This is a genomic window from Tolypothrix campylonemoides VB511288_2 (assembly GCF_045999855.1).
GTDB lineage: Bacteria > Cyanobacteriota > Cyanobacteriia > Cyanobacteriales > Nostocaceae > Scytonema > Scytonema bouteillei_A.
In genome coordinates this window covers 1-26,230 of sequence record NZ_JBFPMW010000010.1, presented here as the reverse complement: position 1 = coordinate 26,230, position 26,230 = coordinate 1, and the positions used below count along the sequence as shown (strand labels likewise).

The window sequence follows — 26,230 nt, the reverse complement described above, 5'->3', positions numbered from 1 at the left end:
CACTGTCAGTGAAAGCCAGATACCAGTTCCGATTCTACCCGACAGACCAACAGCAACAGCTTTTAGCTCAGTTGTTTGGTTGTGTTCGTGTGGTTTGGAACGATGCTCTTGCTATCTGTAAGCAGTCTGAAAAGCTACCGAGTAACAACGACTTGCAAAAGTTAGTGATTACGCAAGCCAAAAAAACTGAGAAGCGGTCATGGTTGTCTGATGTTTCTAATATTCCATTGCAGCAATCTGTAGCTGATTTAGGAGTCGCCTACAAAAACTTTTTTGATTCACTTAAAGGTAAGCGGAAAGGTAAAAAAGTTGGCAGTCCTAAATTCAAAAAGAAGACTGCACGACAATCAGCACGATTTAGAATTGGTGGTTTTTCTATCAAAGGAGATAAAGTATATTTAGCCAAAATTGGTAATATTAAGCCTATTTTGTCTAGAAATTTACCCTCAACTCCATCAAGTGTAACAGTCATTAAAGATTGTGCAAATCGTTATTTTCTCAGCTTTGTTGTAGAGGTGGAACCTGTTCAATCCGATGCCAAAAACCAAAGTATTGGTATTGATTTGGGAATTAAAACCTTTGCAGTTATGAGCAATGGAGAGAAAGCAATAAGTCCCGATTACTCAAAGAAAGACCGCAAAATTCGCAATCTACAACGTCAGCTAGCAAGACAACAAAAAGGTTCTAAACGTCGTGAGCGTACCCGTCTAAGAATTGCCAAAAAACACAACAAACAAGCAGATACTCGCCAAGATTTCCTACACAAGCTATCAACCAAAGTGGTTAGTGAAAACCAAACTATTATTTTGGAAGATTTGAATGTGTCAGGGATGGTTAAAAATCGCCAGTTAGCAAGAGTGATTAGTTTACAGGGATGGAGAGAATTTCGGGTATTTTGTGAAGCTAAGGCTGAAAAACTTAACCGAGACTTCAGAGTAATTAATAGATGGGAGCCTACTAGTCAAACTTGCTCTTGCTGTGGGTATCGTTGGGGCAAAATTGATTTGTCTGTTCGCTCAGTACTTTGTTTAAGTTGTCGTACTGAGCAGGATAGAGATGAGAATGCAGCTAAAAATATAGAAATGGTCGGCATGGGGCATCGGCACGACCTTAAACGGACGGGGAGTGATTGTCAGACTACTTCGGTAGCTATTTGCTGTGAGCCGTCAAGAATCACCGACCCTTTAGGGCGGTGAGTATGTCAAATAGTGCTGTCATATTTACTGACCAAGATAGTAGTAGAGTTGTTATTCAGTTCAAGATGTCTCGCACGTTTTCTCTAAAAACACCTACAACCGCTTTTCAAGTTTTAGTTGCTGGAGTTGCAGCCAGTCTTTTTGCATCTGGACTTTTAACCCAAGCGATGTTGAAGTATCCGAACAAAACGCCAGACTGGTATTTTGAAAAAGTCATCTACGATCTAGAGCGCGATCGCCATGCATAAAGGTCACTGGTTATAGCACGGTAAAGATTGAGCCAAACCAGTGCTCATAGGTCGTTGCGTTTCACTTGTTGATGAGACAAGGAAGACAAGGGAGAGGGGGGAGACAAGGGAGATGTATGAACGTAACTTGGTGTCACGCCAGTACTGCTAAATGAGAACTCCTGCTAGGCTCAAACACCCGATTGCTAAAGTCATGGCTAACGCCCGTCCCACGATCGCGCTGTCCCATCGGTTTTGGAGGGCGCGAATATCTTCCGGAACCTTCCCCAACTCTAAAGCTTCCTTCATTTTTTGGTTGACGGGCTTAGCCACAGTTAAATACAAGCTCAATTGAATCAATAATCCGGCTAATGCAATCAACGCTAGCGAGCTTGGACTTGTCCCAATCTTGGTAACAATTGCAAAGCTGAGGGTCGCTAGCATTCCAAGTATGCCGAACACGGGCATTCGAGTATCTGCTATTTTATGCAAATTTCCTATAACATTTGCGATCGCACCATCGTGACTTGCTGCTAAAGCAGGACGACCTATCACCGCAAAGAAAACATCAACTCCATAAACTACACCAGCTGACAGAAGGCTCAATATCAATAATGCATTAACCAACATAAGATCCTCCTTTCAATTCATCCAGTAATGATTGAGTTTGGGGTTTCCAACCCAAAAGGTTTCTAGCCTTAGCGCCACTAACCCATTGATCTAGAGCAAGCGCATCAGCAAAGGTACCCATTGCATTTCGAGCTTCTTCCAATACCCACGATTGAATTTGACCCGGTATTCCAGCTGCGTAACTTGCGGCTTCAGCAATCTCCCGTAATGTCATAACCTGGTCATCGGCTGCAATAAATAATGACCCTGCTGTTGCTTTCTCCAGTGCTAGAACATAACAACGTGCTAAATCATCTACATGCACGAGCGTCCAGCGATTTTCTCCTGTACCCACAAATTGCACGACGCCATACTGACGACCTGCTTGCACTAGCATTGCTACAATCCCTCCTCCTCGACCGTAAACTAGCGCTGGTCGAATCACGATGGTGCGAATTTGATTTTCTCGTGCTGCTAAAACCCGTGACTCAAGCTGGGATCTCCAGGCAATCAGAGGAGTTGGATTGAGGGGAGTCTCTTCATTGGCAATGCGATCGCCCGTGTTGCCCAACAACCAAGTACCTGTTGTGTAAATGAACGTTTTGCCTGTCCCATCTAGGGCTTTGAGAAACGTTTCTACAGCCAATTGTTCGGTGCTTGCCATCTGCTCGTCGCCTGTAGATGCTGCATGAATGACCGCATCCACCTGTCTGGCTGCTTGAACTAAAGTTTCAGGTTGCATCAAATCTCCATACAGATGTCGAACTCCAAGAGACTCTAGCTTTTGAGCAGAAGCATTTGAGCGCACTAGACCAGTCACTTCATGTCCAGCCGATTGCAGGGCATTTACAATCGCACTGCCAATGTATCCCGTTCCTCCCGTAACTAAAACATTCATGATATAGTGTCTCCTGAAATTAGTTGGTTGACCAACCAAATTAAATCAAAAAAAGAGAAGGTTCCTTGTGTATCAGACTAAATATAGAGAACTTGTGGACATTTTTTAATCTTTCCTCAATTGCGATGCAAACATCTCGAATAGAGCCCGGTAGGCACTCTCTAAATCGAAATCTGGATCTGCCAATTTTTGTAGAGCAAGTCCATCAAATGCTGCCAGTAAAACAGATGCCATTGCCTCTGGATTGGCGATCGCATCTCCCGCAATCTGGCGCACCAGACGAGTAATGCACTGTCTCCCTGTTGAGAGCATGACCCGAACTGCGTCATGAAAGTTAACGTTGCGTAGCCCTAAAGTAAAAAGCTCGCACCGCAACCGAAACCATTCTGGTTCATCAACCACTCGTTGCTTTGGCTCGGTAAACGTCTTCTCCAGCAATTGCTCCGGAGATAGCGTATTACACCACCGTTCAACCTCCTTCACGTATTGTTCTCCCGCTGCATACAGCACTTCCTGCAACAGTTGATCCTTACTACTGAAGTAGTAGTGAATCAAGCCAGGAGCAACCCCCGCTGCATTTGCAATTTCTTTCATTGTTGCAGCGTCGTATCCTTCCCGTGCTAGAAGCTTGTAGGCTGCACAGACAATAAGCGAACGATTATTTGCAGTCTTTGAAGCAGTTTTTTTGCTCACCGATCTATTTGGTTGGTCGTACAACCAAATAGTAGATCGATTATGGCCCTATTGGCAACACGGAGAGAACAATATTTTTTGTGACAAAATTAGGCTTGTATATGCGGATATCTTTGTATAAGTGCCATACCAGACGTTTGCCATGCGTGATATACATGACACAGAATAACTATCTTAAGTGCTGATAAATATGACCAGAGTTGAACTATTGTCTGATAAGGATATTGACTATAATAGGCTGCGCGATCTGCTAGCAACGTTCAAATGGAAAGAAGCTGATGAAGAAACAGCGTCTGCAATGTTAAAGGCGGCTGGTAGGGAGATGCAAGGCTGGTTAGATACTGAAGCAATTAGTAAATTTCCTTGTACTGATTTAAGAACAATCAATCAACTCTGGGAGCGCTATTCAAAGGGACATTTTGGTTTTAGCGTGCAGAAACGAATTTACCATGAGGTAGGAGGAGATTTAGAGAACTGGGGTAAGCTCGTCGGATGGCGTGAAGGAGATACCTGGTTAGATTATTCAAAGTTGATTTTTGATATCCATGCGCCTTGCGGTCACCTACCTGCGAAGTTTCCACGCTTTACAGTTGGTTGGGGATGGTGGTTTGGTCCTTTTATGGTTGAAAGAATCACCGAGTGTAATTTGTAATATCTAACACGCCCCATTCGTTCTGAGAGATAAAAAGCTATGCATCCGGGTCTGATTGCTGTACTACTTCTGCTGTTTTTAGGACCACCTTTATGGATAAGCTACCAAGCATTCATCAGATTGGGCTGCACGTGGATGTTGCTGTTGCTACCTTTAGCCTGGTTTGTTGGGCTGCTATTTGGTGCGATCGCCGCTATGGTTCTCACTGGCTTGCTAGAGTGGCTGAGCAATCGCAACCTACCACCTGCAGAGGCGGGATCGATGGGTGGGGTTGCATGGCTTGGTATATGGCTGGTTGGAGCATTGATACTGAGTCCTCTTTGTGCAGCCATCTTTACCTGGTTAACTGCAAAGTTGTTATTCCACTTAAGAGCTTGAGGCGCTACCAACAACAGCTAGACAGCAAACATTGTAACATCTGGCTCAGGTGACGCACAGGTACAGAGGTGCTGATGTAAATTGAATAATAAACGATCCCAAAGCCCCTATGCTCACTCAAGACAAACAACAACGCAACTGGAAACCCATCATCAAGCAGTTTGAAGCAGTACTCGGCAAAAATGGCGTGGTGCAACGTCGTGAAGAACTGATTACTTATGAATGTGATGGGCTCACGAGCTACCGCCAACGCCCTGCTATTGTAGTACTGCCAAGAACAACAGAACAAGTGGCAGAGGTTGTGAAGATATGCGATCGCAATTCCATCCCGTTCATTGCTAGAGGTTCCGGTACTGGCTTATCTGGCGGTGCATTACCTGTTGAAGATTGCGTGTTAATTGTTACTTCTTTAATGCGGCAAATTCTTAATATTGATTTAGAAAATCAACGTGTAGTCGTACAGCCAGGAGTCATTAACAATTGGGTGACGCAAGCAGTGAGTGGTGCTGGTTTTTACTACGCCCCCGATCCCTCCAGTCAAATTATTTGTTCGATAGGTGGGAACGTAGCAGAAAATTCTGGAGGAGTGCATTGTCTGAAGTACGGTGTCACCACCAACCACGTTTTGGGGTTAAAAATCGTCACTCCTGAAGGTTCAATTGTGGATTTGGGAGGGCAAATACCCGAAATGCCCGGTTACGATTTGACAGGGATCTTTGTTGGTTCTGAGGGAACTCTTGGAATCGCCACGGAAATTACTTTGCGAATTCTCAAAAGCGCAGAATCCATTTGCGTACTTCTTGCAGATTACACGAGTATAGAAGCAGCTGGGGCTAGCGTTTCCGATATCATCAGTGCGGGGATCATTCCTGGTGGTATGGAAATTATGGACAATCTTAGTATTAACGCAGTTGAAGATGTTGTAGCAACCAATTGTTACCCCCGTGATGCTGCGGCTATTTTAATTGTTGAAATTGATGGTTTGGCTGTAGAAGTTGCAGAAAACAAACAGCGAATAGCAGAAATTTGTAAAAATAATGGTGCGCGGAACATTGCGAGCGCGAGCGATCCAGAACAACGCTTAAAATTGTGGAAAGGACGAAAAGCAGCTTTTGCAGCAGCAGGGCATTTAAGCCCTGATTATTACGTCCAAGATGGAGTGATTCCCCGGACTCAGTTACCCTATGTGCTGGGAGAAATAGAAGCATTAAGTCAAAAGTACGGTTATCGCATTGCCAATGTTTTTCATGCTGGCGATGGCAATCTTCATCCACTGATTTTGTTTGATAACTCAATTCCTGGTGAGTTAGAAAAGGTAGAAGAAGTTGGAGGAAAAATTCTTAAACTTTGCGTTCAAGTCGGTGGCAGTATTTCTGGAGAACATGGCATCGGTGCAGAAAAAAGGTGCTATATGCCAGAAATGTTTACTGAAGTTGATTTAGAAACCATGCAATGGGTAAGGCAAACTTTCAATCCTAAAGGTTTAGCAAATCCAGGTAAAATTTTCCCCACACCCCGTACCTGTGGTGAAGCCGCTAATGCTATGGGCGATTTAGCTAAGAAGTTTGAGGGAGTGGAACGGTTTTAGCTTTGTAGTTGCAATGGATTTGCTAAAAGCCAACTACGAATGAATTATCAGTAGGGCTGGCAATGCTAGTACAAAAAGGCTGAAGGAGCCCCTCCGGTTATGTCCTTACGGAGACGCTACGCGTTGCGAAGCTATACCCGCAACGGCTTACGCCCTCCCTTGTTCGCCCTCCCTTGTTCGCCAGTCGCCAGGGCGCGGGAAACCCGCCTACTTTCCCTGAACTCACCAGTTCCCAAGGCGCGGGAAACCCGCCTGCTTTCCCTGGGCTCACCGCCTGCGCGGGCTAATTAGATGCATCTTTATAAGAAATGGTATAGATAGAGAATTCAGTAACTTTACTGAGTGAGCAAGATATAGAAATCGCTAAGATTTAGCATTAGTTAAAAGGAATAAAGCTTTAAGTAGTAAGGAGTTTATATAAAAGTCATAAATAATTCCTGGAAAATTTGAAGTGCTTTAGGGCGGGTATTGACCACCCCACTACCAATACTGCAAGGGCTGAGAAGATTGTCGCATGAGACAAGCACCTTTGTGCAGGGGTTGTAGGGGAGGAAAAAACGCTCTTTCCGACAAGTATTGACCCCACTAAGTATAATTCATAAATTAAATAAAATATCTATACAAAACAGTTATGAATGAAATACCATTTTTTACCTTAGTAATATTAGAACTGGGATTTTTTATTTGGTTTTCTCGGAAAAAAACTATCCTTCAAGCAATACTTTTTAGTATTCTCGTAGCTACTATTACCTTATTTGCACGCCTGTTTCAATTAACATTGTTAGCAATTTTCTTTGTTAATTTCACTATTTTATTAGCAATACTAATTTTTTTTATTGGATTATCTTGGTCTGTTGTTTACCTCGTCAAAAGATGGCAACAAAGGCGTTATACTTCTATTCCTCTCGCAATCATTTTATTTTCATGGATTTTATCAAGTTATATTTCTCCCGTTCAAGTAGAGTTTTTACTATATGCTAAAACTCGTAATGGCATAGTTTCAGAGCTCGCAACAGGAAAGCTCATACCAAAGCCTTTATCAGCAGCAGACATAAGAAGACGAACCCCTAATGAAAAACCTCCTACTGCTGCTCAAGTGAACAATTTTACAAGTTTATGGCGAAATAATTTATTAGGATGTGATGGGCTGGGTATGCCAAGGCAAATAAAGTTGCCACGGGGCTTGCTCACTTCCACAGGTAGAAATGCAGTTTCTGTTCTTCGCAAAGATGCTAAAGCCTTAGTGGTAAAATTTTTGGTTAGTAGCTACGGTTTGGGGGATGGAGACAACAGTTTTATATATAGTTCTGACAAAACTTTAGATATACCAGCTAAAACTACCATTCAAAATTACGATCGCAATTCCTCAACTTCTCAAAAAGCAATTGACATTCAAACCGCTTTATGCAGTCAAGAGCATTTTTTTCATGCGGAACAAATAGCAAAGAATTGGTTTTTTGTGAGCGCGGGATACTAGTAGTACAAAAAGTTTAAAGTATAAAATCAAGGTTTCTATATAGCCAGCCTTCCAGGGATTTGTAATGTGTACTTGTGTTTGCCGTGGTATACTAAGCTGTCAGCATAAAGAGTTGTATGGTTAGAGAATTTAGGAAAAGATTTGATGTCAAAAAAAGAATCAAACATGAAGTAACTGCTTGGTAGGAATAGTTAATAAATCTTTTTTGCCTAAAGTTCAAATACGTTATTAAAGCTACAAAAAATACTGATAATTTTATGATATTTTAAAAAAGATTTGTAAATATTTTATTCAACCTATTGCAAAAATCATTTCTTCCGATAATACCTAAGAAGTATGCAGTAGGAGAACAACTTCCGCCGCTCGCGATCGCCGTATAATTCAAATGTACCGTTTTATTCACCAAAAGTTCAATTATTTTATTGTTTTAGGGTTAATCCTGAGTTTATTTCTATTTTCTTCACCTTCTACCTCAGTTTCTTCTCAAAATGAAAGTTATTCACAGCAACAAGAAATTAGAGGTGTTTGGTTAACTAATGTGAGTAGCGGTGTCTTGTTTGTTCCTTGGGGTATTAATCGTGCTTTAAACCAACTTTCATCTCTCAAATTTAACACGATTTATCCTGTTGTTTGGAATAGGGGGCACACTTTTTATAAAAGTCAACTTCTTAAAAAAGAGATAGGACAAGAAACTCAACCTTTACTGGGGATAATACACGGTGGTAGAGATATTTTAGCAACAATCGCACAGCTTGCCTCTCAAAAAAAGTTACGTGTCATTCCCTGGTTTGAGTACGGGTTGATGTTACCTTCTCAATCAGAATTAGCAAGACAGCATCCTGATTGGCTAACAACTCAACTCTCCGGTGCTGAATTGCTAGATGACACTCTTCATAATGTTGGAACAAGTCAATCACAACCATCTTTTTGGCAAAAGTTAATCAGTACAAGTACAATTAGAAAGCAAGTTTGGTTAAATCCCCTGCATCCAGAAGTAAAAGAGTTTATTAAAGGATTAATTTTAGAAGTCGTTACAAATTATGATATTGATGGAATTCAATTAGATGACCATTTTGGAATGCCAGTCAAGTTAGGTTACGATGCCTTCACGATCGCTCTTTATCAACAAGAACATCAGGGGAAAAAACCACCATCCGATCCTTTTGACTCAGAGTGGATGCGCTGGCGTTCTGACAGGATAACTGTTTTTATGCAAGAAATTGTGAGTGCTGTCAGAAATGTGAAACCTAACATGAAAATATCATTGTCTCCTAACTCACACAGATTTTCGTATAAATACTATTTACAAGATTGGAATACTTGGGTAAAAACAGGTTTGGTAGATGAGTTGGTTTTACAAGTGTATCGCAATGACAAAAACAGTTTTTTAGCTGAGCTCTCACAACCAGAAGTGCAAAATGCTCGCCTCACAATTCCAGTGAGTGTAGGAATATTAACTGGAATTTGGAATAATCCAGTTAATATCCAGCAAATTACAGAACAGGTTAAGGTTGTGAGGGAGCAAAACTTTAATGGTGTTTCCTTTTTTTACTGGGAAAGTTTGTGGAGTTATTTGACTCCCGACTCTCCACGACAGCGCCGCAAAGCTTTTTTGGAATGTTTCCAGCGTTAGAAAAGAAAATTTACGATTAGATAACAGTTTGATGCAATCAGAGAAATTCACATTACAATGGGCGATCGCCACTTTTGGTGGTTTTCTGTTAAGTTTGTTATTGATTGAAATTGGTGAGAAATCAGATATTAATGTCTTGCAAGGGACTGTAGGTGGTTTAATCGTTGCATTACCTCAAGCTTTCGTTCTGAGAACACGCCTGAAAAACCCTTGGTTGTGGGTGTGGTCAAGCCTTGCTGGTTGGGTTTTTGTGACCACCGCAGGAATTGGTGCTGTTGGTTGGATGGTACTGTCAACCCAAGTTCTTGTCCTCAGAGTTTTTTACGGCGTGCTTCTAGGGACAATTGCGGGATTCAGTATGGGTTTGGCTCATTGGTTTGTCATCCAACAATATAGCCCTCTAGCAGTACAATGGGTGTCGATCAGTGCGGTTAGTTGGGCGCTTGGAGTGGGGATTGGTTCGGCTGTAGGCGGTATACTGTATCAATTGACGCAGTTATTTTTAGGCGAAGTGGTTGGTTTGGCTGTGACCTGGTTTGTAGTAGCTGTCTTCACAGGTATCTATGGTGCCAAAATTTTCAGGTGCTGGGATTGAGAATACGCATTCTCTCTATTCAAGCAACAGATGGAAATCCCCGTTGTCTGTACGTCGTAGCTTTGTTAAGGGGGAGCGTTTATCGCCAACCCCTGGAGAAACAGTATAAAAATTATTAGAAAATTATTAAATATTGTAAATATTCTGAGCAACCTCTTATCTACGTAAAGGCAATGTGTGCAACAATTAGATACTGCAGAAATTTTAAAAAATGAATCTTAGTAATTAGTATAAACTGGTCAACCTGCTTTTTCTCTGTTTAGGGGACACATTTTATTCTAAGCAATAGCTTGGTCATGTTCTTCATACAAAGTAGCGACAGATACAAAGTATCAACAAGCAAAAGCTAAAAATCTTTTGCTGTAGTTTTGGTGCAAAAATGCGTTTTCTAGCAGTCTATCTATGATAGGGAGCGCTTAGTGTAGTATCGGCAACACCAGATAAGGTCTCTCGCATGAGTATCAATTCATCAGAATCAACTGTAGAGTTAACACAACTGCCACCAGCAGTTCGTCATCGAGTCCTAAATCCAGATAAAAAACACAGCAACCAGCAGTTTACACCTAGAATTCACGATTCTGTTGTGCAGTATCAAACTCAAAGGGAGTCCCTACTAGAAGCGATCGCACAACGTATTTGTCGCTCTGAGACTTTGAATACTATTCTCAATGAGACGGCGAGAGATCTCAGACGGTTTTTAGGATGCGATCGCATACTCATTTACCGATTGGAATCAAACACGAGTGGCTTTATAGCCGTAGAAGCAAGTGTCACCCCTGATAGTTTACTGGGAACAGCGATCGCAGATCCTTGCTTTGGGGAAAAATATGCAGAACGATACAAACGACGTGGTATTCAAGTTATAGAAGACATATATGCAGCAGGGTTAGCACCGTGCTACATCGATCTGCTCAATTCAATGGAAGTACGAGCTAATATAGTAGTCCCGATTCTCTTTAAGCAACAATTGTGGGGATTGCTAACGGCTCAACAAAGCTACAGACCCCGTCAATGGCAACAAACAGAAATAGACTTGCTCAAACAAGCCACAACACACTTAGAAATTGCCATACAACAGGCCCAATTGCAACAGCAAGTGGAGAACTTACAAGTTCAGCTTGAAGTGCAAAAGCAAGAATCAGAAAAACTAGAACGTTTAAAACAAGAGTTTCTCAGAACACTTTCTCACGAACTCAAAACGCCAATCACCAGTATTCATTTGGCAATCCAAACAATAGAAAGTGTTCTCAAGCAAGAAGGGCTGCTTGAGGTAGAAATGATTCCCCAGCTATTACAGATCCTTCAGAAAGAGTGTCGGCGAGAAAGTAAGTTAATTGACGATTTATTATCACTGACATATTTAGAAGCAGAAATCGAACCTTTGACTTTAATTTTGATCGATTTACAAACCTGGCTTCCGGCGATCGTTGAGCCGTTCCAAGAACTTGTATGTTGTCAGCAACAGCAGTTAAATCTAAATATAGCTAACGATATTCCTATATTAGAAACAGAAATCGCGGACTTGGAACGTATTCTTACAGAACTCTTAAAGAACGCTTGTAAATTTACCCCCGCAGGTGGAACCATTACAGTATCTGCTTTCAAGACAGCAGATACAGTGGTGCTTAGCGTAAGTAATTCCGGAGCAGAAATTACAGCCCTCGAGCAACTGAAAATTTTTGACCCCTTTTATCGCATTCCCAATGACGATCCGTGGAAATACAGCGGAACCGGATTGGGGCTAGCTTTAGTGCAAAAACTAGCGAAACACATGGGAGCATTCATTGATGTAGAAAGTACATCACATCAAACGACTTTCACACTGAGATTTCCATACTAAAACAGATCTCTATCCCTTCCGATATCAAGCACAGCTTGAACTTCTACCAGGGACAGCTATCTAGATTGATGTCATCGGAAATACTCTTCATCTTCGCATACAACCCGACCTGGCTCGAAGAGCGCAACTCATTGCTATTATGCTTGGCAAAACTACGAGACAGCGGACATCATAGAATGCTAACAGAATTATGCTAATTAGGTAAATATAGTAATCAACCCTATCATTTAGGCTAAACTAAGCATATGCCAAATTTAGAAAGTGTTACAATTCATCAATTTAGAGGGTTGCGAGATCTGAATTTAGATAATCTCGGACGGATTAACCTGCTTGTTGGTATTAACAATTCAGGGAAAACTAGTGTTCTTGAAGCACTAGCTATTTATTGCCATCCATTAGATATTAGAGTTTGGATTAGCACTGCACGTCAGCGAGAACAGGAAAGTAGAATACAGCGTACTTCGCCTCTTGATGCACTTCAATGGTTATTTACACGTAATTCTGCTTCCGATGGTGAGGGAAAAGAATCTACAATTCATACTGAACTTCTTCAAAACTCTTTTAGATGGCTAGTTAAGTGGTGTAAAGAAATGGATATACAACTATTTGCAACTACCCATAGTCTTGAGGCTGTAGATGCTTTATTACAAGTAACCGAAGTTGAATCTGAACAGAATTTAGTACTTTATCGTCTAGAGCCAAAAGAATCGAAGACAAAAGTAATTAGACATGATTGGAATAGATTAAGACGTTTACGAGAAGATTTGGGTCAGGAGGTCCGTTGGTGAATCGCCAGTGTGCTTTGATAGGAGTTGAAGGGAATCACGATCAAGCTTTTTTATCTACGATATTGTGTAAGTTACTTGGTTTCTCTGAGTTTAAAGGTACCATAGCAGACTTAGAACCACTTTGGCGTAAATTCGTCCCCGTATATCCTACAAAAAGTGGAAAGCTATATACAAGACTTCCTATGCCATCAATTTTGTACAATGACACTTTATCAGTCGCTATATATGTAGGAGAAGGGAGTAATTTAATTGAAAATCTAACTACTAAATTAACTGATATTTCTGATTATTCTAGTTCTCTATTGGCTTTTGGTATCGTAATTGATGCTGATAAGAAGTTACCTGCTGAAATAGCACAGAAGTATCATGATAGTTTTAAAGAATATTTTGCTGATTTTCCTAACACAGTTAGCAATAACGGTTCTGTGATAGAAAGTGTGCCTAGATTGGGAATATATATATTGCCAAATAATAGAACTCAGGGTGTGCTTGATACTTTAATATGTATTTGTGGAGAAGTAGCTTATCCAGAATACATGAAAAGGGCAACATTTTATGTAAATCAATTTTCTTCAGAAGAAATAAGTCTGTTGAAATGGAAACCTTTTGATAAAGAAAAGGCTATAGTTGCCACAGTTACAAGTGTTCTCAAGCCTGGTAAAACGAATACAACAAGTATTAAAGATGACAAATGGATTAGTGCTCAAACTGAACAACAACTTCCAGAACTTCAGAATTTAACTGACTTTTTGAGGAAACTACTAAATTTAGAAATTACTCCTAAGTAGGCGCTTGAATGAAAATGTCATAATTTCCCCTCGTTGGGAGTCACTGGTGATACTAAATTTCCTAAAAAGAATGAAAGAAGATAAATTTTTTATTCTTCATCCTTCATTCTTTTTTAATCAACAAATCCTTGGCAATTGCTCGCCAACCAACATATCAACAATGCGTTCAGTACCAAAAACAGTTTTTAACAAGACGACGCCCGAAGGAGAAGAAGCCACTTCGCCAACGATACAAGCATCTTTACCTGCTGGGTGAGACTGCATAGCAGATAACACTATATCTGCTTTCTCTCGTCTTACAACTACCACTAATTTACCTTCATTTGCCAGATACAACGGGTCTAAACCCAAGATTTCACAAACACCCTTAACTTCTTCACGCACTGGTAAAGCTTGCTCGTGAAGACGAATACCTACTTGCGAACTGACAGCAAACTCATTTAATACCGTGGCTAAACCACCTCGCGTGACATCTCGCATGGCGCGAACATCAGGACAGACACTCAAGATAGTATCAACTAAACCGTTTAAAGGCTGACAGTCACTTTCAATGTGAGTGTCTAAAGCTAATTCTCCACGAGCAATTAAAATAGCTGTGCCATGATTTCCCAATTCACCATTGACAATTACCACATCTCCTGGTTGAAGATTGCGAGCAGAGATGCTAACTCCTACTGGAATCACACCAATACCAGCAGTATTAATAAACAGTTTATCTGCAGCACCACGATGCACAACTTTTGTATCACCTGTCACAATTTTTATACCAGCTTCTTTAGCAGCAACTTGCATACTATCAGCAACACGCCGTAAAGTTTCTACAGCCAGCCCTTCTTCTAAAATCACACCGCAACTGAGATACAAGGGTTTAGCACCACTCATGGCTAAATCGTTGACTGTCCCATTAACAGCCAATTTGCCAATATCGCCACCGGGAAAAAACAAAGGATCGACAACATAAGAATCTGTCGTGAAAGCCAGTCTATCTCCCTGTTGTAATAAATTGGCTAAATTAAAACTCGCTTGATCTTCTAATTCAGAAAGAATAGGATTATCAAAACTTTTCACAAAGATATCGTCAATCAAATCGTGCATAGCAGTACCACCACTACCATGTGCGAGGGTAATGTGGGTATCTGTTACTGTAACCGGGCGGCGAAACAATTGGACTTTTGGACTGAAGGAATGCTGTCCTGAATTTGCCGGGGAAAAATTCATATTAAATGATGTTTAATATTGTAACTTGGTAAATTGTTCTGCTCTCATTCCCAGTCAGGGATTGGGAACGAGTTACGGGTGATGAAGAACAAACGATGAAGAGTTAGAAAGCCCCAAACGGTTGCTCAACGTCACTCCTAAAACTCTCAGGTAATTCCCTAAAGCCAATTGAGTCATTTCCCAACTTTTAAGCGCTTCTACCACATCAGTGCGAGCTTCCTGTAACTCTTGTGCTAGTTCAACAGCATTTGTAACAGCTTTGGAAATACCAGCATCTGTATGAGGACGGATCGCAAATGCTGCATCACCGATCAAACACACTCGTCCGAAAGCCATACGAGGTACTGACAGATCGTAGATTGGCTGAATCAAAGGTTTTTCTGTCAGTTCAAACAAATGCTGAAATACTGCAGGTAAACTCTTCTTTGCCTCCAGACGGCGCTGTTGCATGATTTTTTCTGTGACTTGTGCTTGAGGCCAGTAAAATTTTTGTACAGCATCTTGGCTGTTACCCATCACTTCAGGTAATTCTTCTACAGGAACATTAAAGTACCAAAGCCAGTTAAAGCGCCGCTTTCCGACCTCTAGTTCCCCATTCGGTCCCGGTACTAAATAACAAATAGCTTGCATACCAGGACCGTTGTAGAATGTAAAGTTATGAGCCAAAAATTCTGCAACTTCAGGCAAAGGAACGCTTTCATCGATCGTTCCCCGCCATGCAACATAGCCCGCGTATTGCGGAACGGTATCTCGTAGCAGTTGCTGACGAATGGTAGAACCCAAACTGTCAGCCTCAATCAACAGATCGCACTCCTCTTGTTGCCCATCTTTCAAGCGTACCTTGACGCAGTTGTCACTCTGTTCAAAACTAACAACTTGGTTGTCTTGATGGTAAAACTCATTTGGGAAACTTTTCCTGAGTTGATGGTGAAGCATATCCCAGGAAATCATAACTTGTGGTATTGCTTCTTCCCAAATTATGCTGCCATCAATTGATAGAAACTGTTGCTTCTCAGACAGAACACCCGTTGCTTCTGTTGCAGCAATACCATGTTCAAAGAAAAAGCGACTCATTTCCAATTGGACAATAGAACCAGCTCCCCAACTTTGCAAAACATCAGGCAAGTGTTCAAAAATTCTCACATGACAGCCAATGCGATGCAGTGCTAAGCCAGCACACAAACCACCCACCGAACCACCAGATATAATGACGCGCAAAGGTTGAGAATTTCGATCCGCGAAGCCCTGATTATCTGACATGGGGTTATATATTTAAGCTCTTCGATAGAGTATAGTACCTTTAGATGAAATAGCAATCCTTTGAAGAAAACTTAAACATTTAGCTGTCAAATACTAATCCAGCAATTACGGAACTCAGGAGCAATGGCATCTAGATTCGGAGATTGTAGAGGCAATAAGAAATACTCGAAATAAAGCGATCGCCTGCTAGCAAGAACAATGCTTATGGGGGCTTCCGTAGTAACCGAATGCAACCACTGCTTCAATTGGTAATTGATTGAATGCAATAGTGTAACTAATTTTAGTTACACAAAGCCGGTTTTGGCAGATAATGGAAGTAAGCAATCTGGAGTTGCTATGACCCGTAGAGAGAAATTGATTGAGCGGTTTCTCCGTCGTCCTAAAGATTTTACCTGGGAGGAGTTGGTCAGCGTGCTTTCTGGGTTTGGTTTTGAAGAAGTCAGCACGGGAAAGACTGGAGGATCGAGGCGGCGTTTTCTCAATGATGCAGGAGTAGTTGTAACATTACACAAACCCCATCCTCAAAATATTCTTAAACGGTATCAAATTGAACAAATTATTGAGATTCTCCAGAGGGAGGAGTTGTTATGAATGACATGATGCAATACAAAGATTATTTCGGATCTATTCACTATAACGATGAAGATAAAATTTTCTACGGACAGGTGGAATATATCCGTAGTTTAATTAGTTTTGAGGGGGAAGATGTGGTTAGTCTAAGAGCTAGTTTTGAGGAAGCAATTGATGATTATTTAGCTCTTTGTGAGGAAAAAGGAATTGAACCAGAGAAGCCGTTTAAGGGTAGTTTTAATGTCCGTGTAGGTAGCCAACTTCATCGTCAAGCAGCATTATTTGCCCAACGCCGAGGAATGAATCTCAATAAGTTGGTGACGGATGCACTCGAACGCTATCTGAAGGCAGAATCGTTAGAAAATGTTTGAGGTCTTTTCTAGCTCTACCATCCCTTTCCCAACCATCTTTGAAAAGCGACCATACTTGTAGTATGCCGCACAAGCACCTTCAGAAGACACCATGCAAGTCCCGATCGGTGTTTCTGGAGTGCAAGCTGTACCAAAGACTTTACATTGCCATGGCTTTAAAACTCCTTTGAGAATTTCCCCACACTGACAAGCCTTGTGGTCAGCAACTTTAAGATTGGGGACGGGAAATTTTAATTCTGCATCAAATTGAGCGTAGTCAGAACGAATTTTTAAGCCAGAATATGGGAGATCTCCTAACCCACGCCACTCAAAATTTTCTCGCACTTCAAAAACTTCGTTCATCGCTGCGATCGCTACAGAATTTCCTGTTTTTTCTACAAATCGATTGTATTGATTTTCTACTTCACAACGATTTTCTAGAATTTGTTGTAATAGCATCCAAACCGATTGAAAAATATCTAAAGGTTCAAACCCGGAAATAACAATTGGTTTATAATACTTTTGACAAATAAACTCATACGGGTCAGTACCTATAACCATACTGACATGACCGGGACCGACAAAACCATCTAGTTGTAAATCTGGATTATCTAATAATGCTTTTAGAGCAGGAATCACAAGGACGTGATTGCAAAACATACTAAAGTTATTGATTTCTTCAGATGCTGCTTGCAAAAGAGTCAAAGCTGTACTGGGGGCTGTTGTTTCAAAGCCTAAAGCAAAGAAAACAATCTCTTTGTCAGGGTTATCCCTAGCGATTTGTAAACTGTCTAAAGGCGAATAAACCATACGGATATCCGCACCTCGTGCTTTGGCTTGCAACAAACTTGATTTTGAACCGGGGACTCGCATTGTGTCGCCAAAGGTCGCTAAAATGACATTGGGATTTTGGCTGATAGCAATAGCATCATCTAGTTTTCCCTTTGGCATTACACAGACAGGACAACCAGGACCGTGAATTAATTCAATAGTTTTAGGTAAAATGTCCTCAATACCGTATTTAAAAATAGAATGAGTATGTCCGCCACAAATTTCCATAATCTTGACGGGCTTTTTTAGCTGTTGCGATAATTTTTCAATTTCTTTGAGCAAAGATAAAGCTTTTCTCGGTTCTCTGAATTCATCAACGTATTTCATAAGGGTTAGTTCTTGGTTATTAGTTATTGGTTATTAGTAGAATAATTAATCACTAATTATTAACAAAATTTGCCAGTTCTTCTAAGAGTTGGATTGTTTGGGCTGCTTCTTGTTCGTTAATTCTACTCATGGCAAAACCAACGTGGACAAGTACCCAATCTCCAACACACGATTGAACTGGGTGGTGTTCGTCCACAATACAAGCAATATTGACTTGGCGCTTTACACCAGCAATATCAACAACAGCTAATTTTTTTTCAATATCTGTGATTTCTGTAATTTGACCGGGGATTCCCAAACACATTTTGTTTTCCTTTTTTTGTAGGTTAGGGTGCAATACTGCAAGCTGAGAATTTTGGTGTAAACTTAACAAAATATTTATAAATGTTGGGTTTCGTTCCTCAAACGCCACATCGCTCAACGGGGGGAACCCTCCGCAGTTGCTTCAACGGGGGGAACCCCCGCAACGCACTGCTCTCCGCACGGCGCTGCTCTCCGCACGCGAGTGGCTCCCCAACCTACGTGTTTTGTAAAGAAGCTGCTGCGATCGCAGCTTGTCCTAGTGATAATCCTCCATCATTTGTTGGAACCAAACTATGAGTTAGAACTTTGAAATTTAATGCTTTTAATTTTACAGTCACTTGTTCTAATAAAATTTTATTTTGAAAAACTCCTCCACTAAGAGCGACACACTTAATGTCATGTTTATGACAAATTAAGTTAATTGTTTCTACAATAAGATTAGCTAATCCCAAATGAAATTTAGCGGCGATAATTGATGGCTTCACTTGCTGTTGTAAATCATCTAGTAAAGCTTTCCACATCGGATGGGGATTTATATGATAGAGGTTATCAACCGTTTCAATTGTGAAAGAATAACCAATTGTTGTGGAAGAACTCTCTAAAATAGTGCGATAAGCTGGAAGCTTAACGGCTGAAGCCGTATCGCAAGCAGCTTCCATTTCTACTGCTGCTTGTCCTTCATAACTACATTTTTCTTGACAAATCCCAATAGCAGCAGCAACTGCATCAAATAAACGACCAACTGATGAGGTTTTAGGAGAATTAATTTGTTTTTCTATAACTTGATTGAGAAGCTTTAAAGGTTTTTTGTCTAAAAAATTAATAATTTCTAAATTTCCGTAATTTTGTTTTAAATCTTCCCAAGAAAAGCAAGAGATTAATTGAGCGTAGGTATTACGCCACGGTTCTTTGATGGCTTGCTTTCCACCAATCATAGCGACTGGTTTAAATGTTGCCAATCGTTTAAATTGGCGGTAATCTGCTAAAAGAAATTCTCCCCCCCAGAGTGTGCCATCACCACCGTAACCCAATCCATCAAAAGCAACACCTAAAATAGGGGGAGAATCAATCGGTACACCGTTCTCTACCATACAAGCAGCAATGTGAGCGTGGTGATGCTGAATGTATAGTAAGGGTACAGTTGTGCTGTACCCATATTGATGAACTGAAGCCAGTTCTTTACCAAGTTTTGCAGACAAGTATTCAGGATGCAGATCGACAGCGATCGCTTCTGGTTTATACTCAAATAAATTCAAGTATAAATTCAGCATATCCTGATAAGCACGGAAAGCAACTGCATTTTCTAGATCTCCCAAATGTTGGGATACGATCGCTTTTGTGTCTTGCAATAGACAAAAGGTATTTTTCAACTCACTGCCCATTGCTAAAATCTGTGGAACACGATTAAAACCTGGTGGTAAATGGATAGGTGCTGGTGCATAGCCTCTAGCACGCCGAACAATTTGCACTTTATTGCCTACAACCCTCACTACTGAATCATCAACCCGGTTAACAATTTGCCGATTGTGGAAGAGAAAATAATCAGCAATTTTTCCCAACTTCTCACGCGCTTCATCATTATCAATACACTGTGGTTCATCAGACAAATTGCCACTAGTTAAGACAATCGGACGGTTCATCCGCTTAAGAATGAGATGGTGAAGCGGGGTATAAGGAAGCATAAAGCCAAGGGTATTTTGCCCCAGTGCTACAGAAGGTGCTATGCGGCTTGGAGTGTAAGTTTTTTTTTGGCTGTCCAACTTGCGATGTTGGTGATTCTTCCACTTCCTCTTTCACCCTCATCACCTGATGAAGCTTCAAGCAACACAATAGGAGCTGCGGGACTTTCAAGTAATTCTCTTTCCTGGATACTAGGAGTGCAGTATTCTTCAACGACAGCCATATCTCGTGCCATCAAAGCAAAAGGCTTGCTTTCGCGTCCTTTGCGCTGACGCAGTTTTTGCACTACAGTTTCATTGGTAGCATCGCAAGCTAGGTGAAATCCTCCTAAACCCTTAATGGCGACAATCTCACCTTTTTGCAATAAGGTACAAACAGAATCAATATCGTCTAGCATAGAAAACATAGAACTTGTTATTGGTTTACCATCAGAACGTTCTAACCAAGCGTTAGGACCGCAGACATGACAGGCTGCGGGTTGAGCGTGAAAGCGTCGATTATTGACATCCTTATACTCGCGAGAACAATCCGAGCACATGGTAAAAGCATTCATGCTTGTATTGTTACGGTCATAAGGAATGGCACGAATAATACTCAAGCGGGGACCGCAATGAGTGCAGTTTGTGAAGGGATAGCGATACCAACGGCTGAAGGGATCGAGGGTTTCTGCTTTGCATTGCGGACAAGTAGCAGCATCAGGGGCAATTTCGGTGTTCACCCTGTCACTCACACTGCCAGAAATCACAAAGTCGTCGAATTGAAATTCGCCTTGATAACGCTTGCGCGTTAATATATTAATTTTTGCTAATGGAGGGCATTCTTTCTGTAATTTGTGGACAAATTCGTCTATTGATTCTTGTTTTCCAGATACCCGAACCAAGACTCCTTGACCATCATTACGAACATCGCCGCACAAACCACAAGCTTTGGCAAGGCGATATACTGTAGGTCGAAACCCAACTCCTTGTACAGTACCGCAAATTCTAATTTCTTCAAAGTTCATAGTCCAAGTGCCATAACATAATTCGGTTGTTTCCTGAGTCAGCGATGACCGCTGTATTGCCACATACCTTCACTCCGTAACACCAATTCAGGCTATCTCGCGTTGGCAATCCATAATCGCGATTTTCACCTTTGCTGTGAAAATCCAATTGTCCGGCGATCGCATCACTCCTCACCCCTTGTAAAGCCATTATTGGCTCTGTCTCAGTCCATCCCAATAACCGGGAATTAGCAGTATCTGCCACTAACAACCACTTCCCTACAGAAGCCACACCATACGGCATACTCAGACTATGAGCGCTGGGAAAATAAACCCCTTGATTCATTTCTACTGAATCAAAAGTTTTTTGTCCTAACACGACTGTACAAGGAGCATTGTTTTCTGTTGGCATTCCCTGCCAAATCATCACCCGATTGTTACCTGCGTCTGTGACAACCAGATTGTCTCCCCAAAAGGTGATATCGTGGCACCAACGCATACTGGATGCAGAAGGAGAACCACCACCATTTTCATTGCGGGCTATCATATCTGGTTGTCCCAATACTAGATCGGCAGGCTGACCGTTTTCTTCGGGGATCTGATACCAAACTAAAACTCTTCGATTTCCAGTATCAGTTACAAACAGCCTTCCTTGATGGTAAAAAACTCCATAACACCAATTCAAGGTATGACCCGCTGCTTGTTGATTTCCCCGATTTGGTTGATTTTCAGTAAAGCAAGCTTGACCTAGCACAATATCTGCTGGAACATTATTATCCTCTGGCAATTTTTTCCAGATTAAAACCCGGTGGTTCCAAGCATCTGCTACCGCCAATCCTTCCCCACAAGCACAAATACCCGTTGGAACACTTAGAGTTGCCCTTCCAACTTCGCCTTTCGCATTTTGTCCTTCATGGTTAAAATCTGGTTGTCCAATGACCCAATCTGCTTTTTGACCATCTTCAGTTGGTTTGTTGCGCCATCCTAACAAACGATGATGCCCTGTATCTGATACCCACAAAGGTCCTGTTTCCGATATTAAACAGGCACCACGAGGACCAAACATTTCTTGTCTGCTAGGTGCAACAGGCATTGCTAATTGCCCAGGTTCCAGACTTTTTCCCAAAATGACTTGAGCACCTTTAGGCGAAAGGAGTAAGCTGTTGGCAATCTCTGTTTCTTTTGGCGTGCTTGTTGGTGCTATCACTAAAACCCTTTAAAGTTAGGAGTTTAAACTTCATCAAATCTATTGTGACAAGTTGTCGATCGGTTGACTTGCCAGTATGACCGAAAAAAGGATAAAGGGTAAAGTATAAAGGATGAAACGCTCGATCGATGGAGTCTACTTCATACTTCACACTTCATACTTTTACTTTAGCTTGAGGTCTCTAAGGAGAAGCGGCATAATTAAGCCACCTATAAAACTCGATATCGGAACTGACATCCAAAGACTCACATTTGCTTGTGCAAACAAGAATAGTATAAGCGCACTGATACCAATACCGAATGAAGTTTGCTGTACAAAGTACATAGGGTCCCGCAATAGCTTCCCCTTAAAAAACAATCGGGCTGTAAACCAGCCTATCTCTAACATAACCCCTCCTAAAAACTCCTCAACAAATCTATGACTATGAGTGCTAGAACAACTCCAGGAATCACACCAGCCGGACCAAATAAACCACCAAGTAGAGCAGAGAACTGATAGCCAATATCGCGTCCAGCCAACAACATTCCTCCTATAGCCCCAGCAATCATAGATATAATTGTTGCTACTAAAAACCAAACAAATCCAGTTGTTAGATCTAATTCATCAGTTATTAAACTTGTGAATACTTCTCTGACTGAAGGATTGGTTAGAAAGTTTGTCATGGTTGTGTCCTTGCTAACAGCTAATGGTGAGTCCAGCCCTGGAGGCGGGTTTCCCGCGCCCTGGGGACTGGCGAACAAGGGAGGGCTAATGGCTAATAGCTATTAGCCATTAGCCATTAGCAATTCATTTATTATTTGCGCTTGTTCTAGCTGTCCGTATTGGGTGAAAATATTCAAAGCTTCTTCATAATATGCATTTGCTTTTGCAAGATTTTGAGGATTTCCAGATTCTGGTTTATCTAAATCATCTGGTAAATTTAATAGAGCGTTAGCTTTATTAGAAATTGTATTAGCATATTCAAGAGGTGTGTCTTGACGATCGCGTACTTTTAATGCTTCGTCATAGGCAGCTAGAGCCCGTAAAATATTATCTATCGGATGTGTACTTGGTAAATACTGTAAAGCATTACCAAGATTGTTGTATAACATTGCATATTCTCTAGGATGGTCTATCAGTCGAATATGCTTGAGTGCTTCCTCAAAGGTTTGTACAGCTAAGCCTTGATATAAGTATTGCCGTTCTGACGTAACAGGCATTGACAGGTATGCGATCGCAATATTATTGTGTAAAATTGCATATTCTTGCGGGTATTCTTGACAAGTAAATACTTGCAATGCCTCCTGGTAAATTTGGATGCTGTCAGTTGAGCGTGCTAAGTTAAAAGGTACGAGGGATTGTAACACCAACCCTAAATTCATTTGGGCTTCTGCCACTTCCTCTGGTAAAGCAAGCTGCTGCAAAATTGGGATTGCCTCTTCTAATTGTTCTTTTGCTTCTAACAGTAATTGCGCCCCAACGTCAGGAATCGCTTTTAAAGTACTTGCCATTCCTGCATTTGCTCTAGCTTTCCACAGCAAATGCTCCTCAGCACATAGATCGCGTGCCTGGTTGTACAATGACAGAGCATTCCACAAATCTTGAGTAGCTTTTGGCTTTTTTTGAAAGCCCTGAGCCATTTCAATGAGCATTTGAATTTTTTCTAGGGTTGATGCTGGAGACGAAGCCAGGACATCCATTGCTGCTTTTACTGCTGAATCTGTTATGCTAGGGGTCATAAATCATTCAAACGTCAAACTTTAAACAAAAATCAAAATTTGACTGTTTACAAGTACAATTTGTAACAGTCGGCTACTTTACTAGAGCGAATTATTAGGTATTGTTACTCACCTCACACCTGACCAACTCACACCTTTCTTATGGATTGTTATCTTGACCCTTTTAAGTTTCACAGGTAAAAGATATGATGCTTCCATAAGATGGAAGTTTACCCCAAGGACACAGCATATTTGTGATACATAAAAGAAACACTATTTCCCCAACACCAGATTGTAAATGTGTTTCTTGAGGCTTTACGCAATTGAATCACTTAAAACAGAAAGTCTCTTCTAAAAGGAGTCGCCTGAGTTTCCTCAAAAGTTCGGCGATGAAGAGTTCTTTTCTTCCAATATAAAACACTTTTTCTCTCAAATGTGAAAGTGTTTTATAAATATTTATTATAATGTTTTTTGGAAAAAATTTATATTTTTTTGATGGTTTTTAGAGAATTTCCGAAACCATAAAAATTTGTTAGAAGAAAACTAAAATTGACTGAATCGATAAACGAACGAAAGCTATTTTATTTTAAGCACAATCATTTAAAATTTAGAATTTATCTAGTGTAACAATGCTCGCTCTCATCCTAGATGTTAGGTAGCGATTGCCGAAACAAACAAAATTGTATTAGATTAGAATTGACATAAATATGTAAAAAAATAACTAAATTAACCGGAGACAAAGTTATTGTTTCTAAAAAACTCAGTATGGATACGAAAAAGCCGTACCCATACATAGAGATGAATATAATGATGCAATTGCTCATATATTAGCTTGAAACAGTAAAAGAAGATGTTATCTTATAACTTTTCCGGTTGATTATAGATATTTTTTGTTCACAAGTTATAAAATTTATGTAAATAATAAACAGTAGAATTAAACAATACACGAGATGATATAGCAATCCTATTTAAGATCCGAACAAGAGAGTAAGGGAGATAAGGAGGACAAGGAAGATAAGGAAGAGGTGTTTGTAACTCCTATATGGACTGCTATATAGAGCAACTCTATAAGCGTTGCTCAAAACCCCGAACTTCTAAAGAATACAGAGTCGGGTAATGCAATTTGCAAGACTCTGGCTTGCTTGAATAGCTGGAGGCGTAGGGGATAGTCATTACCAACCTTACTTCGCTGGCTCAGTTAGTCAGCTGGATCTCTCGCTCGAGTGGCTCCGCTTGAAAATGCGGACTCCGAAGCTCTGCTTCACACGGGTATACGATCGCAGGAGATCGAGGATAAGTCTATCGTTAACCAACAGCATCCTTTAAGAAGTCAAAAATCTGAAAACTCAATATGTTATACAGTATAAACATTTTATGCTTTCCGCTTCATACTTTATACTTTTTTACTAAATAGCAAATGGCTAACTTATTATGGCTGCAAGGTGGTGCTTGTTCGGGCAACACGATGTCATTTCTCAATGCTGAAGCACCAACGGTTTGCGACCTCATCACTGACTTTGGTATTAACGTACTTTGGCATCCGTCTCTAGGTTTGGAACTCGGTACAAACTTGCAAACAATGCTGTGGCAATGCCTTTTAGGAAAAATTTCCATAGATATTCTTGTCTTTGAAGGCACAGTTATTAATGCACCAGATGGAACTGGGGAGTGGAACCGTTTTGCCGACCGTCCCATGAAAGACTGGTTGCGCGATCTATCACAAGTAGCCAACACTGTTGTTGCAGTGGGAGACTGCGCCTGTTGGGGAGGAATACCAGCAATGACACCCAATCCCAGTGAATCTACAGGATTGCAGTTTCTCAAACGTCAAGAAGGCGGGTTTTTAGGTAAAGACTTTCGCGCTAAATCGGGATCGCCCGTTATCAATATTCCTGGATGTCCAGCCCATCCTGATTGGATTACTCAAATATTAGTTGCGATCGCGACAAATCGAATTGGCGATTTAGTTCTTGACGAACTACACCGTCCCCAAACCTTCTTCAACACTTATACCCAAACAGGCTGCACTCGCAATATCCATTTTGCTTACAAAGCGTCTACCACCGAATTTGGTCAGCGTAAAGGATGCTTGTTTTACGACTTAGGATGTCGCGGACCGATGACCCATTCTTCTTGCAACCGCATTTTATGGAATCGAGTCTCCTCCAAAACCCGTGCGGGAATGCCATGTTTGGGTTGTACCGAACCAGAATTTCCCTTCTACGATCTCAAGCCAGGAACAGTATTTAAGACGCAAACAGTCATGGGAGTTCCTAAAGACTTACCGACAGGAGTTAATAAGAAAGACTACGCCCTACTCACTCTTGTTTCAAAAGACACTATGCCAGCATGGGCAGAAGATGATTTTTTTACGATTTAGTTAATGGCTAATGGCTAATGGCTAATGGCTAATGGCTAATGGCTAATGGTTAATGGCTAATGG

25 protein-coding genes and 1 pseudogene are annotated in these 26,230 nt (G+C 41.0%); 14 read left to right on the top strand and 12 right to left on the bottom strand.

Annotation, left to right across the window (positions count from 1 at the left end; all coding sequences use genetic code 11):
- Nucleotides 1-8 precede the first annotated feature (8 nt).
- Together AB0756_RS26220 and AB0756_RS26215 are read left to right on the top strand one after the other, a co-directional pair.
- The gene (locus tag AB0756_RS26220) at nt 9-1,196 is read left to right on the top strand and encodes an RNA-guided endonuclease InsQ/TnpB family protein (protein ID WP_050045229.1); all 1,188 of its coding nucleotides are present in this window, start codon (nt 9-11) and stop codon (nt 1,194-1,196) included.
- A gap of 2 nt (nt 1,197-1,198) precedes the next feature.
- Nucleotides 1,199-1,444, top strand: a complete 246-nt coding sequence (locus AB0756_RS26215; RefSeq protein WP_038080601.1) for a hypothetical protein — start codon at nt 1,199-1,201, stop codon at nt 1,442-1,444.
- Between the two features lie 147 nt (nt 1,445-1,591).
- Here AB0756_RS26215 and AB0756_RS26210 read toward each other — a convergent pair whose 3' ends face one another.
- The 3 genes from AB0756_RS26210 to AB0756_RS26200 form a co-directional block, all read right to left on the bottom strand.
- A complete protein-coding gene (locus tag AB0756_RS26210; protein WP_038080603.1) occupies nt 1,592-2,053 on the bottom strand; it encodes a DUF1772 domain-containing protein in 462 nt (153 codons plus the stop codon).
- Nucleotides 2,043-2,930 (bottom strand): SDR family oxidoreductase, encoded by an 888-nt coding sequence (locus AB0756_RS26205; protein ID WP_038080605.1) that lies wholly within the window; start codon nt 2,928-2,930, stop codon nt 2,043-2,045. Before AB0756_RS26205 ends, AB0756_RS26210 begins: the two co-directional genes overlap by 11 nt.
- A 105-nt stretch (nt 2,931-3,035) precedes the next feature.
- A complete protein-coding gene (locus AB0756_RS26200; RefSeq protein ID WP_038080607.1) occupies nt 3,036-3,623 on the bottom strand; it encodes a TetR/AcrR family transcriptional regulator in 588 nt (195 codons plus the stop codon).
- 190 nt (nt 3,624-3,813) lie between these two features.
- Between AB0756_RS26200 and AB0756_RS26195 the strand changes: the two genes are divergently transcribed.
- The 9 genes from AB0756_RS26195 to AB0756_RS26155 all read left to right on the top strand — a co-directional run bounded on the left by AB0756_RS26195 (nt 3,814) and on the right by AB0756_RS26155 (nt 13,362).
- Entirely contained in the window at nt 3,814-4,275 is a 462-nt protein-coding gene (locus AB0756_RS26195) for a GUN4 domain-containing protein (protein ID WP_038080609.1), read from the top strand.
- Between the two features lie 39 nt (nt 4,276-4,314).
- Entirely contained in the window at nt 4,315-4,653 is a 339-nt protein-coding gene (locus AB0756_RS26190) for a hypothetical protein (RefSeq protein ID WP_038080610.1), read from the top strand.
- A gap of 109 nt (nt 4,654-4,762) precedes the next feature.
- The gene (gene glcD, locus AB0756_RS26185; RefSeq protein WP_038080611.1) at nt 4,763-6,241 is read left to right on the top strand and encodes a glycolate oxidase subunit GlcD; all 1,479 of its coding nucleotides are present in this window, start codon (nt 4,763-4,765) and stop codon (nt 6,239-6,241) included.
- Between the two features lie 631 nt (nt 6,242-6,872).
- The gene (locus AB0756_RS26180) at nt 6,873-7,718 is read left to right on the top strand and encodes a hypothetical protein (protein ID WP_038080613.1); all 846 of its coding nucleotides are present in this window, start codon (nt 6,873-6,875) and stop codon (nt 7,716-7,718) included.
- Between the two features lie 385 nt (nt 7,719-8,103).
- A complete protein-coding gene (locus AB0756_RS26175) occupies nt 8,104-9,351 on the top strand; it encodes a glycoside hydrolase family 10 protein (protein WP_038080614.1) in 1,248 nt (415 codons plus the stop codon).
- A 31-nt stretch (nt 9,352-9,382) separates the two neighbouring features.
- Nucleotides 9,383-9,946, top strand: a complete 564-nt coding sequence (locus tag AB0756_RS26170) for a hypothetical protein (RefSeq protein WP_038080617.1) — start codon at nt 9,383-9,385, stop codon at nt 9,944-9,946.
- Between the two features lie 454 nt (nt 9,947-10,400).
- Nucleotides 10,401-11,786 carry a GAF domain-containing sensor histidine kinase gene (locus AB0756_RS26165; RefSeq protein ID WP_038080619.1) on the top strand — a complete coding sequence of 462 codons (1,386 nt, stop codon included), beginning with the start codon at nt 10,401-10,403 and terminating at the stop codon, nt 11,784-11,786.
- A 245-nt stretch (nt 11,787-12,031) separates the two neighbouring features.
- Entirely contained in the window at nt 12,032-12,574 is a 543-nt protein-coding gene (locus AB0756_RS26160) for an AAA family ATPase (protein ID WP_038080622.1), read from the top strand.
- Entirely contained in the window at nt 12,571-13,362 is a 792-nt protein-coding gene (locus AB0756_RS26155; RefSeq protein ID WP_038080624.1) for a DUF3226 domain-containing protein, read from the top strand. The genes AB0756_RS26160 and AB0756_RS26155 overlap by 4 nt, the downstream gene beginning before the upstream one ends.
- A gap of 117 nt (nt 13,363-13,479) precedes the next feature.
- Here the strand turns inward: AB0756_RS26155 and hypE are convergent, their stop codons facing one another.
- Together hypE and AB0756_RS26145 are read right to left on the bottom strand one after the other, a co-directional pair.
- The gene (gene hypE, locus AB0756_RS26150) at nt 13,480-14,580 is read right to left on the bottom strand and encodes a hydrogenase expression/formation protein HypE (protein WP_038080625.1); all 1,101 of its coding nucleotides are present in this window, start codon (nt 14,578-14,580) and stop codon (nt 13,480-13,482) included.
- 72 nt (nt 14,581-14,652) lie between these two features.
- Nucleotides 14,653-15,840, bottom strand: a complete 1,188-nt coding sequence (locus tag AB0756_RS26145; protein WP_167844742.1) for an FAD binding domain-containing protein — start codon at nt 15,838-15,840, stop codon at nt 14,653-14,655.
- Nucleotides 15,841-16,176: 336 nt separating this feature from the next.
- Between AB0756_RS26145 and AB0756_RS26140 the strand changes: the two genes are divergently transcribed.
- Together AB0756_RS26140 and AB0756_RS26135 are read left to right on the top strand one after the other, a co-directional pair.
- Nucleotides 16,177-16,431 carry a type II toxin-antitoxin system HicA family toxin gene (locus AB0756_RS26140; protein WP_038080654.1) on the top strand — a complete coding sequence of 85 codons (255 nt, stop codon included), beginning with the start codon at nt 16,177-16,179 and terminating at the stop codon, nt 16,429-16,431.
- The gene (locus tag AB0756_RS26135; protein ID WP_038080627.1) at nt 16,428-16,781 is read left to right on the top strand and encodes a type II toxin-antitoxin system HicB family antitoxin; all 354 of its coding nucleotides are present in this window, start codon (nt 16,428-16,430) and stop codon (nt 16,779-16,781) included. The genes AB0756_RS26140 and AB0756_RS26135 overlap by 4 nt, the downstream gene beginning before the upstream one ends.
- Here the strand turns inward: AB0756_RS26135 and hypD are convergent.
- From hypD to AB0756_RS26100, 7 genes and pseudogenes are all read right to left on the bottom strand, one after another.
- Nucleotides 16,767-17,918: a hydrogenase formation protein HypD gene (hypD, locus tag AB0756_RS26130; RefSeq protein WP_038080629.1), complete on the bottom strand. Its 1,152-nt coding sequence runs from the start codon at nt 17,916-17,918 to the stop codon at nt 16,767-16,769. The genes AB0756_RS26135 and hypD overlap by 15 nt on opposite strands.
- 52 nt (nt 17,919-17,970) lie before the next feature.
- Complete coding sequence (locus AB0756_RS26125; RefSeq protein ID WP_038080656.1) at nt 17,971-18,222, bottom strand: HypC/HybG/HupF family hydrogenase formation chaperone; 252 nt, start codon at nt 18,220-18,222, stop codon at nt 17,971-17,973.
- 214 nt (nt 18,223-18,436) lie between these two features.
- A pseudogene (locus AB0756_RS26120) lies at nt 18,437-20,904 on the bottom strand (carbamoyltransferase HypF).
- Nucleotides 20,894-22,090, bottom strand: coding sequence for an NHL repeat-containing protein (locus AB0756_RS26115; RefSeq protein WP_050045226.1), 1,197 nt, complete (start codon nt 22,088-22,090; stop codon nt 20,894-20,896). The pseudogene AB0756_RS26120 and the gene AB0756_RS26115 overlap by 11 nt, the downstream one beginning before the upstream one ends.
- Nucleotides 22,091-22,252: 162 nt before the next feature.
- Entirely contained in the window at nt 22,253-22,477 is a 225-nt protein-coding gene (locus AB0756_RS26110; protein ID WP_038112665.1) for a hypothetical protein, read from the bottom strand.
- An 8-nt stretch (nt 22,478-22,485) separates the two neighbouring features.
- The gene (locus AB0756_RS26105) at nt 22,486-22,752 is read right to left on the bottom strand and encodes a hypothetical protein (protein WP_038112667.1); all 267 of its coding nucleotides are present in this window, start codon (nt 22,750-22,752) and stop codon (nt 22,486-22,488) included.
- A 102-nt stretch (nt 22,753-22,854) separates the two neighbouring features.
- Nucleotides 22,855-23,808, bottom strand: a complete 954-nt coding sequence (locus AB0756_RS26100) for a tetratricopeptide repeat protein (RefSeq protein WP_050045225.1) — start codon at nt 23,806-23,808, stop codon at nt 22,855-22,857.
- Nucleotides 23,809-25,204: 1,396 nt separating this feature from the next.
- Between AB0756_RS26100 and AB0756_RS26095 the strand changes: the two genes are divergently transcribed.
- On the top strand, nt 25,205-26,167 hold the full coding sequence (locus tag AB0756_RS26095; RefSeq protein WP_038085017.1) for a hydrogenase small subunit: 963 nt from the start codon (nt 25,205-25,207) through the stop codon (nt 26,165-26,167).
- Nucleotides 26,168-26,230 lie beyond the last annotated feature (63 nt).

Coding starts and splice junctions, on each gene's coding strand:
- AB0756_RS26215 (WP_038080601.1), top strand. CDS start 1,199: ATGTCAAATAGTGCTGTCATATTTACTGACCAAGATAGTAGTAGAGTT.
- AB0756_RS26210 (WP_038080603.1), bottom strand. CDS start 2,053: ATGTTGGTTAATGCATTATTGATATTGAGCCTTCTGTCAGCTGGTGTA.
- AB0756_RS26205 (WP_038080605.1), bottom strand. CDS start 2,930: ATGAATGTTTTAGTTACGGGAGGAACGGGATACATTGGCAGTGCGATT.
- AB0756_RS26195 (WP_038080609.1), top strand. CDS start 3,814: ATGACCAGAGTTGAACTATTGTCTGATAAGGATATTGACTATAATAGG.
- AB0756_RS26190 (WP_038080610.1), top strand. CDS start 4,315: ATGCATCCGGGTCTGATTGCTGTACTACTTCTGCTGTTTTTAGGACCA.
- glcD (WP_038080611.1), top strand. CDS start 4,763: ATGCTCACTCAAGACAAACAACAACGCAACTGGAAACCCATCATCAAG.
- AB0756_RS26180 (WP_038080613.1), top strand. CDS start 6,873: ATGAATGAAATACCATTTTTTACCTTAGTAATATTAGAACTGGGATTT.
- AB0756_RS26175 (WP_038080614.1), top strand. CDS start 8,104: ATGTACCGTTTTATTCACCAAAAGTTCAATTATTTTATTGTTTTAGGG.
- AB0756_RS26170 (WP_038080617.1), top strand. CDS start 9,383: ATGCAATCAGAGAAATTCACATTACAATGGGCGATCGCCACTTTTGGT.
- AB0756_RS26165 (WP_038080619.1), top strand. CDS start 10,401: ATGAGTATCAATTCATCAGAATCAACTGTAGAGTTAACACAACTGCCA.
- AB0756_RS26160 (WP_038080622.1), top strand. CDS start 12,032: ATGCCAAATTTAGAAAGTGTTACAATTCATCAATTTAGAGGGTTGCGA.
- hypE (WP_038080625.1), bottom strand. CDS start 14,580: ATGAATTTTTCCCCGGCAAATTCAGGACAGCATTCCTTCAGTCCAAAA.
- AB0756_RS26145 (WP_167844742.1), bottom strand. CDS start 15,840: ATGTCAGATAATCAGGGCTTCGCGGATCGAAATTCTCAACCTTTGCGC.
- AB0756_RS26140 (WP_038080654.1), top strand. CDS start 16,177: ATGACCCGTAGAGAGAAATTGATTGAGCGGTTTCTCCGTCGTCCTAAA.
- AB0756_RS26135 (WP_038080627.1), top strand. CDS start 16,428: ATGAATGACATGATGCAATACAAAGATTATTTCGGATCTATTCACTAT.
- hypD (WP_038080629.1), bottom strand. CDS start 17,918: ATGAAATACGTTGATGAATTCAGAGAACCGAGAAAAGCTTTATCTTTG.
- AB0756_RS26125 (WP_038080656.1), bottom strand. CDS start 18,222: ATGTGTTTGGGAATCCCCGGTCAAATTACAGAAATCACAGATATTGAA.
- AB0756_RS26110 (WP_038112665.1), bottom strand. CDS start 22,477: ATGTTAGAGATAGGCTGGTTTACAGCCCGATTGTTTTTTAAGGGGAAG.
- AB0756_RS26105 (WP_038112667.1), bottom strand. CDS start 22,752: ATGACAAACTTTCTAACCAATCCTTCAGTCAGAGAAGTATTCACAAGT.
- AB0756_RS26100 (WP_050045225.1), bottom strand. CDS start 23,808: ATGACCCCTAGCATAACAGATTCAGCAGTAAAAGCAGCAATGGATGTC.
- AB0756_RS26095 (WP_038085017.1), top strand. CDS start 25,205: ATGGCTAACTTATTATGGCTGCAAGGTGGTGCTTGTTCGGGCAACACG.